This is a genomic window from Nocardia spongicola (genome assembly GCF_047200775.1).
Taxonomy (GTDB): Bacteria; Actinomycetota; Actinomycetes; order Mycobacteriales; family Mycobacteriaceae; genus Nocardia.
In genome coordinates, this window is sequence record NZ_JBJZOO010000014.1 from 19850 (window position 1) to 35398 (window position 15549).

Below are 15549 nucleotides of genomic sequence, written 5' to 3' on the forward strand. Positions count from 1 at the left end.
TCCTTTTCTTCAGTGACTTCCGCTCAGAAAGCCAAGTCTGTTTCGGCCACTTTCGGGGTCTGTGCGGTTACCCCGTAGAGCAATCCGATCCAGCGGATCGCTTCGGGATACAGAATTGGTTTGCCACTGGTGAGCACTGCACACGACAAGGCACGCTCCGGATCGGCCCATACTACGTTGTTGGTGAAGCCGAGATGACCGAATGCGCGCCGGGTATCCGGGCCGAACAGGCTGATCAGGCGACCACCGAGCATCGGACCGTAGCCGAAGCCGAAGTTCATGCCAAGCATGAGATCGGGCTCGAGGCGAGACTGCGGCACCAGCGCCGCCGCGATGGTATCCGGCCGCATCACCCGCACCCCGTCGAGTTCACCACCACGGCGGAAGATCTCGTAGAAACGGGTGAGTTCGACCGCGGTGCTGACCACATTGGCAGACGGTGCGATGACATCCAGATAGGCCGGGTCGTTGCCGGTCTCGATGGCCTCGGCGAGGCCGACTCCGAGCAGTCGATTCAGCGCGAGGGACAGCGGCGGCACCGGCGGCATCCCGGTCAGGTAATTGCTGGCAATCTCCGGGAAATCCCGCCAGGACGCACCGTAGTTGGTCCACCGGAAGCCCAGCGGACGCAGGATTTCCTCGGCCAAGACGGTACGGATGTCCTTGCCGGTCGCTCGGTGCACCACCTCACCGAGAATGAATCCCCCCGTCAAAGCGTGATAGGACTGGAAGTGCCCTGGCGGCACCGAAGGGCGCACGGCGCACAGATTCCGTACCAGCAGTTCCCGATCCGCGACCGCCTCGGCGGTCAACGCATGTCTCGGCAGACTCGCCACCCCGGACCGATGCGAGAGCACCTGTCCGATGGTGATGGATTCCTTCCCGTGGCAACCGTACTCGGGGATATAGCGGCTGATCGGCGCGTGCAGCTCGAGCAGTCCGCGCTCGATCAGCAGGTGTACCACGAACGCCGTGATGCCCTTGGATACGGAGTAGGTGACGAAAGGAGTACGCGTATCGACCGGCACCTTCGGCGTATCCGGTCCGTCGTCGGGACCATTGCCACGCGCATGCCCCAACGCCCGGTCGAAGACTATCTGCCCGTGTCTGCGCACGCAGACCTGGATGGCTGGGTGGATACCGCTGCGGTACACCAGCCGCATACGCCGCCAGATACGCTCGGCGTAGTCGGGCGCCAGACCTACTTCGGTAGGGGCCACCTCGGCGCCGATCGAGGCGACAGAATCGAGATCCTGGGGAATATCACAGCGGCGGACCAGGTCGGAAAGTTTGGGTAAGACGGATATACGTGTCGGCAAGGTTCAACACACACAGAGCATGAGCCACATCACATCGGGGATGTTACCCAACAGTAGGCCACACTGGGCAAGTCGAGCCGAGATCCATGCCCACGTATTCGACAGCTGATATCGCTGTGTTCCAGCCGGTCAGCTCTGGGTGGTGAGTTCGGAGTGCGCCGGATAGGCGTGCACCACAGCGGTGCGCAGCTTCGGTATCACCCGGGTGAGTGCGCGCTCGGCATCGTGCGCGACCCGATGGGCATCGGAGAGGGTCGTGGTCGGCGCGACATCCAGTTCGACATCCGCGTGCAGGCGATGTCCGATCCAGCGCATCCGCAGGCTGCGCACACACTGCACACCCAATTCCGCGAGCAACGCCTGTTCGGCCGCAGTGACCAACTCCGGCTCCACCCCATCCATCAATCGGTGCACGACCGCACGCGCCGCAGTCCGCAGTATCACGAGGATCGCGAGGGTGATCAGCAGGCCGATGATCGGGTCGGCCAGCGGGAAGCCAAGAGCCACTCCCGCCGCACCGAACAATACCGCCAGCGAGGTGAACCCGTCGGTGCGCGCGTGCAAGCCGTCGGCGACCAACGCCGCCGAGCCGATCCGCCGCCCCACCCGGATCCGATACAGCGCGACCGCCTCATTGCCGACGAACCCGACCGCTCCCGCCGCGGCGACCAAGCCGAGATGATCGATCGGCACCGGATCGAGCAGCCTTCGCACCGCCTCGTACCCCGCGATCAGCGCCGACAGCGCGATCATCGCGACGACGAAGAGCCCGGCCAGATCCTCCGCCCTGCCGAACCCGTAGGTATAGCGCCTGGTCGCGGCTCTGCGCCCGAGCGCGAACGCGATCCACAACGGAACAGCGGTCAGCGCATCGGAGAAATTGTGGATAGTATCGGCCGCCAACGCCACCGAACCGGAGGCCAGGACGATCAGCATCTGGACCGCCGCGGTACCACCGAGGACGATCAAGCTGATCTTGACGGCACGGATGCCGATCGCACCGTCCGCCAGCGCATCGTCCATCCGATCCGCGATATCGTGCCCGTGCGGGACGATGCTGCCGCGCAGCGCGCCGAACCGGCCCACCCGATGCGCATGGTGGTGTGCGGTACGGCCATGGCGCTGCCGCCGGGCCGCTGCCGTATCACCCGCTCCGGAAGTGCGTTTCGCGCGGCTCATAACGTGCTCGCTCGGTCTCCGAGAAGCAGATCCCGCACCGCCCCTTCTCCACGATGATGGGGCGGAACGCCAGGCCCGGCATGCTCCGCGTTGTACACCGCGTCTACCACCAATTGCCGCACATGGTCATTCCCCAGCCGGTAGAAGATCGTGGTACCCGACCGCCTGGTATCGACCAGGCGTGCCATCCGCAGTTTCGCCAGATGCTGCGATACCGAGGGCGCGGGCTTGCCCACCTGGGTAGCCAGCTCGCTTACCGACAGCTCTCGGTCGACCAGCGCCCACAGCACCTGCACCCGCGTCGGATCGGCGAGCATCCGGAACACCTCGACCACCAGCCCCACCTGATCTTCCGCGAGCGGAGCTTGCATTTCCCGATTATCTGCATTCATACGCAGATAATAGAGTAATGAGGTTGTCTACTGCACTACTCATCTCGTACCGGTGTGACGGCAGCACCCCCTGCGTCGCCACCGGCACACCGGCACACCCTGTTCCCAACAGCTCTGTCTTAGCCGAGCACAGTGCGGACATGCCAGCCGAGCAAGCGGATATCACCCGAATGAAATAAACCGAAACTCACAGCCGCACCGACAATTTCGATTCCCATCCCCTGCACACCCGGCCGACCAGCATGAACAGCGAAACATCAGTACCGAAGCCCGGCGCATAGTGTGCACACAGCTGCACGTGCAATCACCCGCCCGACGCGAACACCTCGGATACGGAAGCTCCGCCGGTGCGCGCACATCAGCGGACAATCGGCTCCGCACCCTCGCGCAGCGCACTGGCCGCCCGCCACGGCATACCCACCGCGCCTGCTCCCGGACCGGCAGCAGCGACACCGGACACTACGCAGTTACGGTGAAACAGCAGAAGCACACCGAACGACCCCGCGGGAGTAACCGATATGCCAGTAGACCGCATGCTGCCGACCACGGAGGCGGGGGATCTGCTCGAACTGACCCGCGATATCGCCGATAAGGTGCTCGAACCGCGGGTGGCCGAATGCGAGAAGACCGGGACTTTTCCCGACGGTATCTTCTCGGCCCTCGGTGCCGCCGGCTTGCTCAGCCTGCCCTATCCCGAGGAATTCGGTGGCGGCGCCCAGCCCTACGAGGTGTACCTACAAGTCCTAGAGGAGCTCGCTGCCCGCTGGGCCGCCGTCGCCGTCGCCGTCAGTGTGCACAGCCTGTCCTGCTATCCCCTGTTCACATTCGGCACCGATGAACAGAAACAACGCTGGCTGGGCGAGTTGCTCTCCGGGCAGACCATCGGCGCCTACAGCTTGTCCGAACCGCACGCCGGCTCCGATGCCGCGGCACTGCGCTGCCGGGCCACCCCGGTCGACGGTGGCTACCGGATCAACGGCGCGAAAGCCTGGATCACCAACGGCGGACGCGCCGACTTCTACACACTGTTCGCCCGCACCGGCGAAGGCTCGCGCGGAATCTCCTGCTTCCTGGTCCCCGGCGGCACTGATGGACTCGACTTCGGCAAACCCGAGGAGAAGATGGGCCTACGCGCCGTGCCGACCACCGCCGCGACCTACGACGAGGTATTCCTGCCCACCGAGCGCCGTATCGGCGCCGAAGGCCAAGGGCTGTCGATCGCCTTCAGCGCCCTGGACTCCGGTCGCCTCGGCATCGCCGCGGTCGCCACCGGATTGGCGCAACGCGCCCTCGACGAGGCCGTCGGCTATGCCAAAGAACGCGAGACATTCGGCCGTCACATCATCGACCACCAAGGCCTCGGCTTCGTCCTCGCCGATATGGCAGCCGCCGTCGACTCCGCTCGCGCCACATATATCGATGCCGCGCGGCGACGTGACCGAGGACTGCCCTACTCACGCCAGGCCAGTGTGGCCAAGCTCGTCGCCACCGACGCCGCCATGAAGGTCACCACCGATGCCGTCCAAGTTTTCGGCGGCTACGGCTACACCAAGGACTTTCCGGTCGAACGCTATATGCGCGAGGCCAAAGTGATGCAGATCTTCGAAGGAACCAATCAAATCCAGCGCCTGGTTATCGCCAGGCAACTCGCCGAGAACTGAAAGGCACTAGCGGCCCGCACCACCGCCGTGGCCGAAAATATCGATTACATGACCGCAGTTATCTTCTGACCTGCGAGTACTCTCACGTACGCTGAATGAATGACATCGCCGACCATCATCATCATCGGAGCCGGATTCGGCGGACTCGGCATGGCGCTGGAGCTGCGCCGCGCCGGGGTAGACACTTTCACCATCCTGGAGCGCGCCGATGATCTCGGCGGCGTCTGGCGGGCGAACACCTACCCCGGCGCGGCCTGCGACGTGCCCTCCCCGCTGTACTCCTGGTCCTACGCGCCGAAATCCGATTGGCCACGGCGGTTTTCCGAACAACGCGATATCCACACCTATATGCGCGAGGTCACCACGAAGTACAACCTCCGGCGCTTCATCCGTTTCGGCACCGAGGTCACCGAGGCGCAGTTCGACGCGGACAGCGGCCGGTGGACCGTACACACCACAGACGGCGCGCAGCTGACCGCCGATATCCTCATTCCGGCGGTCGGTCAGCTGTCCCGTCCCGCCATGCCCGCGATCCCCGGCATCGACACCTTCGAAGGGCCCGCGTTCCACTCCGCCGAGTGGAACCACGATATCGATCTGACCGGCAAGCGCATCGCCTGCATCGGCACCGGCGCCAGCGCGATCCAGTACATCCCGCGCATCCAGCCACAGGCCGCCCACCTCACCTTGTTCCAGCGCTCGGCCGCCTGGGTACTACCGAAATCCGATACCGAGTACAGCGCGGGCCATCACGCGATGTTCCGATACTTCCCACCGAGCAGGCTCGCCGAGCGCTTCACCATCTGGCTGCTCTTCGAAGTGCTCGCCCTGGCACTGACCGACATCCCCGCACTACGGAACCCGGTGATCGCGCTGGCCGACCGGCATCGAACCGAACAGATCACCGATCCCGAGCTACGGGCGAAACTGACGCCCGACTATGCGGCAGGCTGTAAGCGAGGACTGTTCTCCAACGACTACTTTCCCGCGCTGACACAGCCTAATGTCACCGTGGAGACCACCTCCATCGAGTCCATCACGCCGACCGGCATTCGTACCGCCGACGGCGTGGAGCACGAGGTAGATGTGATCATCTACGGCACCGGGTTCAAAGGCACCGAATTCCTCGCACCGATGAACATCTACGGCCTCGACGGCCGCAAGCTGGCCGATGTCTGGGGTGAGGCAGGCGCTCGCGCCTATCTCGGTCTGTCTGTCCCCCACTTCCCGAACCTGTTCATCATGTACGGCCCGAACACCAACGTCGGTTCCGGTTCGATCATCTACATGCTCGAATCCCAGGCCCGCTATATCCGTCAGGTGGTGGAGTACCTCACCGGCCGTCCTGGCCACTACCTCGCCGCCCGTGCTGCCGCCGAGCAGCAGTGGGACGACTGGCTGCAACGCCGTTTGAAGGACACCCCGTGGAACTTCTGTTCCAGCTGGTATCGCAATGCCGCCGGGCGGATCACCAACAACTGGCCCGGTGCTACTGCGCTATACCGCTGGAAGACAAGAACTTTCGATCCAAGCGATTATGAACAGTCGCAAGCCGCCACAGCGTATCGGCCTGCCGGGCATTCACTGCCTCGGCGGCCGCGACACACCCCTTCCCGACTGCATTCGGGAAGCGATGCGGCTTCTGAGCCTCCGACCCGGTAGACTGCGGACGTCCCGGGCGGGCCCACAAGCCCACCACGACCAGCCTTCGTAGCTCAGGGGATAGAGCACCGCTCTCCTAAAGCGGGTGTCGCAGGTTCGAATCCTGCCGAGGGCACAGCATTGCCGCATGTCGAGCCATCTTCTTGTCCGCGAAGCGGATCTCCGTACCCGGTTCGGTACGCAATGAGTACACAGTAGCGAAGTCCGCCCGCGCGGCGTACTCGATCAGAATGGCGAGCCAAGGCCGATCTATACGAAAGGGCCGGACCCCTTCTGGGGCCCGGCCCGGAACTTCACCGTCGAATCAACGGGCGTTGCTCGTGCAAACAACCTCGACGATCCGTGCGCCGCTCAGGTTGGCTGAGCCGACATTGGCGAGCGGTGCCGTCGGAGTAATCTCCGCGAGATTCTGATAAGCCTCACGCTCGGCCTCCATGCGGTTCGGGCCCGACCCCGCGGCCACACCCTCGTTGCTCTCGACCAGCGCACCGCAGCCGTTCGCCCACGCCACCATAACCCTGCAGTCGGTGTAACCGCAGTTGGCGAGCGCCACGTTCTCTGCCTGGTCGAAGCCGGCCTCGTCGACGCTCACTCCGTATGTCCAGCCGCCGTTGCCCACAGCGATCGCCGCGTACTGACCCGCCGCGTTCGCCGATCCCGCGCCGAACACCGACCCCACCGCAAGGCTGGTCACCGCGAAAGCGAAGCCGACCTTACCCATCAATCTCATCAAATAATCCTTCTCGTCGGATGCGTCCCGAAACCGGAACCCCGCAATCATTACCGCTGACATCGAATCCGTCCAATGATGAGGCGAGTGATACCGCCCGGCCGAACACACCCACGAGTTCCACCCCATGGATCCGGGTGACCTTTTCATCCCGCCGTCCAAGGGCGTCAGTGGATCAGCAGGGCACTGGACCCGCACGAGGTACCAGCCATCCATGGCGATACCGAGCCACCGACCGCCGACCACCGAGAGGCCTCCTCCCGATACACAGAACTCAACACCCGACCACGAGGCACGAACCGGAATCCTTCCAACCAGCCGACTCATGGCGTACCGATCCCCTGACACCACCGCTCCACCATGCGCCGCCATCAGCGGACAACAGGTCGCGATCCCTCGAAACAAAATCGAGTTCAGGCGCCCATGCAACGCAATAAATTCATCATCAATGACTCGCAAATAAAAACATCCCCACCGACAAGGTTTGTGATAATGCAGAACTCGCACAGTGATTCTATCGAAATCAATTCGATAGAATCATACTATAGTTTACATACATTGCAATGTAGGAATGACTACATACACCTTGGATACGCGACATAATATTCGAGCACAGTAAATTTCTTGTATAGAAGTTGCAAAGCAGGCAAACAGCACAGGCCCCCTCACTGAAAGCGCCTACGCTGGCTGTAGCGTCCACATCATAGATATGTGAAAAAATGCCACCGCGACAGGGATGGAGCGCGTGGTCGACAAAGCGATTTAGCAGCCCAGGAGTCCAAGTGTCTGATATTGCCATTGTCGGTATCGGCTGCCACTATGCCGGTGGTATCGAATCCCCCGAAGCGTTCTGGAATCTCGTGGTCGACAAACGTGACGGGGTGTGTGAGATTCCGCCGGAGCGATGGGATTGGCGACGCTTCTACGATCCTGATAAACAAACACCCGCACGTATGTATGTGAAACGGGCGGCGTTCCTCGCGGGTGATCCCTGGGCGTTCGATCCGGATTTCTTCGGGATCTCCCCACGGGAAGCGGCAGGGATGGACCCCCAGCAGCGGCTGGTCCTCGAAACCGCGTGGGAGGCGTTCGACGACGCCGGGATCGCCGGCCGGATCGCGGGTTCCTCGCTCGGGGTGTACATGGGCGCGTTCACCGTGGACCAGATAGGTGTTATGACGACCCCACAAATGTTGCCGTTCGTCGATATGCATACGGCGTCGGGGGCGTCGTACACGATGATCTCCAACCGGCTGGCCTACGCGCTGAATCTGGTCGGGCCTGCGATCACGGTGGATACCGCGTGTTCCTCGTCGTTGGTGGCATTCCATCTGGCCTGTCAGGGCATCGAGAACGGCGATTGTGAGATGGCCGTGGCCGGTGGAGTGACTGTGCTGGCACAGCCGGAGACGTTCGTGTCGATGTGTAAGGGCGGGTTCCTGGCCGCGGATGGGCGCAGTAAGGCATTCGACGCCTCCGCTGATGGCTACGGTCGTGGGGAAGGTGTCGGGATGGTGGTGTTGAAGAAACTCGACGCCGCCGAGCGGGACGGGGACCGGATCTACGCGGTGGTCAAATCCACCGGCTCGAATCAGGACGGGCGCACCACCGCGATCACGGTCCCGAATGCCGATCTACAGGAGCGACTCGCCAAAGAGGTCACTCAGCGGGCCGGGATCGCCCCGCATGAGGTCACCTATGTCGAAGCCCACGGTACCGGCACCCCGGTCGGAGATCCGCTGGAGCTCAAAGCCATCGGCCATGCCTATGGGGCAGTCGAGGGACGCACCACACCGCTCGGGGTCGGGTCGGTGAAAACCCAGCTGGGGCACACCGAAGCCGCGGCGGGAATCGCGAGTGTGATCAAGTCCGCGTTGGCGATCTCCCATCGCACCCTTCCCCCACAGTTCTGGTTCGACACCCCGAATCCGGATATCCCGTTCGAGGAGCTGAATCTGCGGTTGCAGCAAGACGCCGAGCCGGTAGGGCCGGAGGTCGATCGGGTCACCATCGCGGTCAACGGGTTCGGCTATGGCGGTACCAATGGTCATGCGATCCTGCAGGAATACCGACCACCGGAGCACACCGGTGGCAATGGGCAGGTGCGTACGCCAAGGCATTTCGGGGTATTGCCGCTCTCGGCGCGTAGTGAGCAGGCGGTGCGGGAGCTGGCTGGTGGGTTCGCCGAGCGGCTCGCCGAGGGCGCTGATCCGGGGTGGTTGGCCGAGGCGGCGTGGACCCGGCGTAACCATCACCCGTATCGAGCCGGGATCACCTTTACCGACGAGGCCGAGTTGGTGCAGGGGCTGACCGAGTTCGCCGAGGGTAGCGGGCAGGTGAGCCGGACGATCACCAGTAAGGTGGCCGAGCCGGTGTTCGTGTTCACCGGGATGGGTCCGCAGTGGTGGGCGATGGCCCGTGGACTCCTGCAGGCGAGTGGGATGTTCGCCGCCGAGGCTGCGCGGATCGATACCGAGTTCCAGCAGATCGCGGGCTGGTCGATCATCGAGGAGTTGTTGCGGCCGGAGAGTGAGTCGCGGGCGACATCCACGGTGGTGGCACAGGCGGGCAATTTCCTGGTACAGGTGGCGTTGGTGGCCGAGCTGGAAGCGTTGGGCATCCGGCCGGCCGCGGTGATCGGCCACAGTGTCGGTGAAGTGGCCGCGGCGTATGTGGCCGGGGTGTTGTCGCTACATGACGCGCTACTGGTGAGTTATCACCGAGCGCGGTTGCAGGCCACCACTGCCGGATCCGGGGGGATGCTCGCGATCGGGTTACCGCTGGCAGAGGCAGAAGAACTCATCGCGGGGGATGCCCGGGTGGATATCGCGGCGGTCAACAGCCCCTCGGCGGTGACTTTGGCCGGAGACATCACCCGCCTCGACGAGATCGCCGAAACCCTCGTCGAAGAAGGGGTGTTCGCCAAACGCCTGCAGGTGGAGGTGCCTTATCACAGTCATCTGATGGACCCCATCCTCGACGAGCTGCGCAGCCTGCTGGCCGAACTACAACCCACCCCACCACGGATCCCGTTGTATTCCACGGTCACCGGCACCCGGATCACCGACCCAGTGATGGATGCCGACTACTGGTGCGACAACGTCCGCAGACCGGTGCGCTTCGCCGATGCGACCCGCGAGCTCATCACCGCGGGCAGCCGGATATTCCTGGAGATCGGCCCGCACCCGGTATTGGGTGCCAACATCCGCGAGATCCTGCGAGCGACCGGCGAAACCGGCACCACTCTCGCGACCCTCAATCGCAAACAGGACGACGCCGACAGTATCCGGAAAATAATCGCCGGGCTGTACGCCGCCGGGGTGCTGGATATCGCGGCGCGGTTCGCCGACCTGCCATCCCCGACCCCGCATATCGACCTACCGGTCTACCCCTGGCAACACACCCACCTACGCACCGGAATTCCACTCGAACAGCTCCGTCACCACGGCACCCCCGACGGATACAGCATGCTGGGCGACCAGCAGCCCGACGACAGCCTGAGCTGGCAACTGGAGTTGAGTACGCAGACGTTGCCGTGGCTGGCCGATCATGTGGTGGACGGTGCCAGGCTTCTGCCCGGTGCAGGCTATCTGGACGCCGCACTGAGTGCCGCGGTGCTGCGCACCGAATCCATGGGAGTGGGAGTAGAGGATGTGCGCTTCTTGGCTCCGCTGGTCGTCAAAGAGGGCGAGTTACCACTTATGCGAATGGATCTGGAGGAATCCACTCGCCGCTTCACCATCCGCTCCCGCAGTGCGGTCGGCTCGGTCTGGACGGTCAACGTCACCGGCAGGCTGATCGAAGGCACCTACGAGCAAACCAAAGCCGAGGTCCCGCTCACCACATCGATGGACGAGGTCGACCCGGCCGAGTTCTATACCGAACTGGCCGAGAACGGGCTCGATTACGGGCCTGCGTTCCAACGCATCACCTCACTCTGGGACTCGGACACAACGGCAGTGGCCATTCTGGATGGCACCGGCACCGACGAGGGTCGCTATGCCGCGCACCCAGCGGTCGTCGATTCCGCCTTCCAGTCCGTGGCCAACCTGCTCAGTGACAGCACCCAGGACAGTGCCCGGGTCCCGGTATCGGTCGACGAGGTGCGGCTGCTGGCGCCGCTACCGGATACGCTCACCGTAGTGGCGCGCCTGCGGCGGGATGCCGACCGCCGCGAGAGCGCGGATATCGACCTGCTCGATGCCGACCACAACACCTGCATGCGGATCATCGGGTTGAAGTTCGGTTTTCTCGCGCCGCGCCCGGCCCCGATGCAGCGCATGGCCGACTTCTTCTACCAAGAACTCTGGCAGATGCACGATCCCATCGATCCCGCTGCCCTGCCAACGACCAGAGAACTGTTCACCCTGATCGTGATGCTCGGCGATACGCCGAACCGGACCGCACAGCAGATCCGGCGCATCACTACCCCCGGCTCAGCAGGCACCGAATTGTTCGTCGTCGGCGATTCCGAGCGTGCCGACTTGGAAACCGAACTGGCCGAGCGACTGCGCGTGGCCCGCACCCGCGATGGTGTCGAGCGACTGCATCTGGTGGTAGTCGCGAACACCGACTGCGACGATCTGGACAACCTGTGGACCCTGCGTCGTATCGCGGTGACCGCCGCGCAGTTCCTCGATACTTGGCAGGAAGAACACGGGGTCGAGCGGGGATTCGTCGGTGACCTCGATATCGTCGGCTCCGGCGACGACACCTATTACGCCTCGCTGATCACAGAGAACGCGTTCACCCATCCGGAGACCGATACCGCGCCGAACCCGGGCCAGGCCGCGCTCGTCGGTGGTCGGCGGGTACTACTCAACGAGCAGCCCTCGCTGCGGTGGCGGTTGATCGATCTCGACGGCCATGTGGCTGATGCCGATCTCGCCGCGGAGTTGACGATTCCCGGCGCGTTCACCTACGACCATGCCGACGAAGTGTTCCTGCATGACGGAGCCCGGTGGGTCACGACGGTGAGCCGCCCACTACAGAATCATCTGGATGCCCTCGACGAGCCGATACCGCTCACCGATCCGGAAGCCAATTTCCGTCTGGAACTGCCCAAATCCAAGGCCTTTGCGCACCTGAACTGGCGGCAGTGCGACCGACGCGAGCCAGGCCCCGGCGAAGTCGAGGTGCGGATGGTCGCGATCGGCCTCGCCTACAAAGACGCGATGAAGGTCATGGGTGTGCTCGGCGAACGCGAACTCGCCCCCACCTTCTATGGCCTCGAACCAGGTATGGAAGGCGCGGGCATAGTAGCCCGCGTCGGCCCCGACGTCACCGGTTACGAGGTCGGCGACCGAGTCTCCGCGATCTGCCCGAACATGGTTCGCCGATACAACACGCTGAGCACGGAACTGGTTTCCCTCCTCCAGGAGCACGCCGAACCAGGTTGGGTCAGCAGTTTCACCTCGTTCCTCGCGGCGGAGCATGCGCTGCTGGACTTGGCTCGCCTACAACCAGGTGAGACGGTGCTGGTGCACGGCGCGGCCGGCGGGGTGGGCGCGGCTACGGTACAAGTCGCCAAACTGCACGGCGCCCGGGTGATCGGCACCGCGAGCACCGACGCCCGCCGCGCCTACGTGCTCGAACAAGGCGCCGACCACACGGTGAACTCCCGGTCGCTGAATTTCGTCGACGATGTGCTGTCCCTCACCGACGGTCAGGGCGCGGACGTAGTGATCAACACCGCTCCCGGCGAGATCGCTACCAGGAACTTCAACGCGGTCAAGGAATTCGGACGCATCGTCGAGCTCGGTAAAGCCGATATCTACTTCGGCGGTGCGCTCGAACTGCGGAACTTCGACAAGAACGTAACCTACTCGTCTCTCGATCTCGATCGAATGATGAAGCTGCAGACCAAGCGGGTCGTCGGAGACATCATCAACGTGCTGCACCAGCTGAGCGAGGGCACCTACCGGCCATTGCCCTATCAGATGTACGGCACGGCCGAGGTCGCGCAGGCCTTCGAGGAGGTCGCGCGCTCCACCCGGATCGGCCGCGTCGCATTGGATATGACCGAGCAGACACCATTGGTATGTCAGCGACTCCCGGAGGTGGTCATCGACTCCGATGCGCGGTACCTGATCACCGGCGGATTCGGCGGATTCGGCTTGGCCGTCGGCCGCTGGCTGGTCGATAAGGGCGCCCGTCACCTGACCCTGATCGGCCGACGGGGTGCCACCACCGATGACGCCCGCGACCAACTCACCACCTGGGAAAAGCAAGGTGTCGACGTGGTCACCGAATTGTCCGATGTCACCGATCCGGAGGCGATGGCCGTGGTCTGCGGCCGCGCGCACTCCCCCGAGCATCCGTTGAAAGGCGTCTTCCACGCCGCGGGCGTTCTGGACGACAAGCGCATCGGTGATGTGGAGCTGGCAGGCCTGACCAAGGTATTCCGGCCCAAGCTCACCGGCGCGCGCGCATTGTGGCATGGTGTCGAGGCGGCCGGAGCACGACCCGACCACTTCGTCTTGTTCTCCTCCGGTGCCTCCCTTTTCGGCACCATCGGCCAGTACTCCTACACTGCGGCCAACCTCGCGGTGGAAGCCTATGCGGAGGTGCTGGCTCGGCAGGGCATCCCCGCACAAGCAATCGGCTGGGGGCATATGGTCGGCGCGGGCATGTTGGCGGGCGACGACAATCTCACTCGTTATCTGATCAACATGGGGTTCGACCCCATGGATATGGACGAGGGGCCACAGTATCTGGAACAGGCACTTCGGCTCGATGTCACCAGGGCCGATATCTTCCCTATCGCCTGGAACCGCCTCGCGGCCAGCGGGTTCCAACTGTCGCATACCGGTCGACTCGAAGACATGATCGCGGCGGCGGCACAGCACGGCTCGGCTACGGCCCGGCTGCGGGCCGAGCTCACCGCACTCGACGAGGCCGAACGCACTGAAGTCATCGCGCTGATGCTCGCCAAACAGCTGGCGACGGTCATGGGGGTGGCCGCCGAATCGATCGACCTGGCCACGCAGGTCACGGAATTGGGTCTGGACTCGCTCATGGCCGTCGAATTCAACACCCTGGTCAGCCAATCCCTTGATATCGACCTGACCGCACTGAAACTCGGGCGGTCGTTCACCCTGGAGCAGGCAGGCGCGAAGGCGGCTGAAGTGATCATCGACGGCTCCGGCTCACTGGCAGCGGCCGTAACGACCGATACCGCAGCAACAACGGAGATTACGGTATGACCGAATCACCACAAGAAGTAGCGGACCGGCTCTTGGCTGGGAGCAACTCCGGCAAGGCTGCGCGGGGCATACCGGCACGGAAGGTGACCCCATCGAAACCCGCACGGTCGGCAGTGCCATCGCGCCCGCCAAGAGGCCCTGGTGAGCAGTTCACCGATCACCCGGACTTGGCGCTGGCTCTCCAGCGCAAGAAGATGCTCGCCGAGCTGAGTGAGCAGAACAATATGATGATCCCGGTGTTCCCGACCCGAACAGGGGCGAACAGCGCGACGATCCGGATCACCGACCCGAGACTCGCCGGAACCGACCTGGTGAACTTCAGTACCTACGATTACCTGGGACTGAACAATCATCCTCGGGTGATCGAGGCCTCCGCACAGGCGACCGAGCAATACGGCACCTCGGCCTCGGCCAGCCGCGCCGTCAGTGGTCAGACCCCGCTGCATCTGCAGCTGGAACGACAATTGGCCGATATCTTCGATGTCGGTGACGCGATGGTGACCCCGAGCGGCTACCTGACCAACGCCGCCACCATCGGATTCCTCCTCAAGCCCGGTGATGTCGTGGTCTGCGATGAGTTCATCCACACCAGTGTGGTCGCAGGCGTGCAATGGTCCGGCGCTCGGCGGCTCACCTTCCGGCACAACGACCCCGAATCGCTGCGCTCGGTGCTGCGGGCCTCGCGCAATACCTTCGACCGGGCCTTGGTGGTATTGGAAGGCCACTACAGCATGGACGGCACCGTCGGCCGAGTCGCCGAGGCGGTCGACGTCGCCCGTACCTACGACTGCGCGGTCATGGTCGACGAAGCACACTCCTTCGGCGTCTTCGGCGCACATGGTCACGGCATCCGCGAGCACTACGGCATGCCAGGTGACGCGGTGGACATCTGGATGGGCACCCTGTCGAAGGCACTGGCCGGCTCCGGTGGATACATCGCAGGTAGCACCAAGCTCATCGAAGCGATCAAATACAGTGCGACAGCCTTCACCGCCACCGGCAGCTCGACCCCGGCCAGCCTCGGGGCCGCGCAAGCAGCCCTGGACGTGATGCATGACGAACCGCGACGACTGACCCGGCTATGGGCCAACGCCGAGCAGTTCCACACCCTGCTCACCGAACGCGGCCTGGATCTCGGGATGTCCGAAGGCACCCCGATCTGCCCGGTTATCGTGTCGGGCGAACTGCGCTCCGGCTTCGTCTCCTCCACGCTGCTGCAGCAGGGCGTCTACGCTGCCTTCATCACCGCCCCGACAATTCCAGCGGGCCAAGAACGAATACGGTTCTTCCTGACCTCGGAACACACACCGGAACAACTGCTTTCGACAGCCGACCTGGTCGCGAAAACAGTGGCACAAGCGAAAGAAATCCCGGACCCTACGGCCGACACGTAATCGAAGC

8 protein-coding genes and 1 tRNA gene are annotated in these 15549 nt (G+C 63.7%); 5 read left to right on the forward strand and 4 right to left on the reverse strand.

Features of this window, described 5'->3' with window-relative positions:
- Positions 1–23: 23 nt before the first annotated feature.
- From ACL02S_RS19765 to ACL02S_RS19775, 3 genes are all read right to left on the reverse strand, one after another.
- The gene (locus ACL02S_RS19765; protein WP_412803951.1) at positions 24–1319 is read right to left on the reverse strand and encodes a serine hydrolase domain-containing protein; all 1296 of its coding nucleotides are present in this window, start codon (positions 1317–1319) and stop codon (positions 24–26) included.
- Positions 1320–1448: 129 nt separating this feature from the next.
- Entirely contained in the window at positions 1449–2498 is a 1050-nt protein-coding gene (locus ACL02S_RS19770) for a cation diffusion facilitator family transporter (protein WP_412803952.1), read from the reverse strand.
- On the reverse strand, positions 2495–2869 hold the full coding sequence (locus ACL02S_RS19775; RefSeq protein WP_412804012.1) for an ArsR/SmtB family transcription factor: 375 nt from the start codon (positions 2867–2869) through the stop codon (positions 2495–2497). The genes ACL02S_RS19770 and ACL02S_RS19775 overlap by 4 nt, the downstream gene beginning before the upstream one ends.
- A gap of 539 nt (positions 2870–3408) precedes the next feature.
- Between ACL02S_RS19775 and ACL02S_RS19780 the strand changes: the two genes are divergently transcribed.
- The 3 genes from ACL02S_RS19780 (at position 3409) to ACL02S_RS19790 (ending at position 6328) form a co-directional block, all read left to right on the forward strand.
- Positions 3409–4551: an acyl-CoA dehydrogenase family protein gene (locus tag ACL02S_RS19780; RefSeq protein WP_412803953.1), complete on the forward strand. Its 1143-nt coding sequence runs from the start codon at positions 3409–3411 to the stop codon at positions 4549–4551.
- A 99-nt stretch (positions 4552–4650) separates the two neighbouring features.
- Positions 4651–6213 (forward strand): flavin-containing monooxygenase, encoded by a 1563-nt coding sequence (locus ACL02S_RS19785; RefSeq protein ID WP_412803954.1) that lies wholly within the window; start codon positions 4651–4653, stop codon positions 6211–6213.
- Positions 6214–6255: 42 nt separating this feature from the next.
- Positions 6256–6328 (forward strand) — tRNA-Arg (locus ACL02S_RS19790).
- A 189-nt stretch (positions 6329–6517) separates the two neighbouring features.
- On the opposite strand, the gene ACL02S_RS19795 is transcribed toward ACL02S_RS19790, so the two are convergent.
- Entirely contained in the window at positions 6518–6934 is a 417-nt protein-coding gene (locus tag ACL02S_RS19795) for a DUF4189 domain-containing protein (RefSeq protein WP_412803955.1), read from the reverse strand.
- A 791-nt stretch (positions 6935–7725) separates the two neighbouring features.
- Here ACL02S_RS19795 and ACL02S_RS19800 point away from each other — a divergent pair.
- Both ACL02S_RS19800 and ACL02S_RS19805 read left to right on the forward strand, forming a co-directional pair.
- Positions 7726–14148 (forward strand): type I polyketide synthase, encoded by a 6423-nt coding sequence (locus ACL02S_RS19800; RefSeq protein ID WP_412803956.1) that lies wholly within the window; start codon positions 7726–7728, stop codon positions 14146–14148.
- On the forward strand, positions 14145–15542 hold the full coding sequence (locus ACL02S_RS19805; RefSeq protein WP_412803957.1) for an aminotransferase class I/II-fold pyridoxal phosphate-dependent enzyme: 1398 nt from the start codon (positions 14145–14147) through the stop codon (positions 15540–15542). The genes ACL02S_RS19800 and ACL02S_RS19805 overlap by 4 nt, the downstream gene beginning before the upstream one ends.
- Positions 15543–15549: the final 7 nt, after the last annotated feature.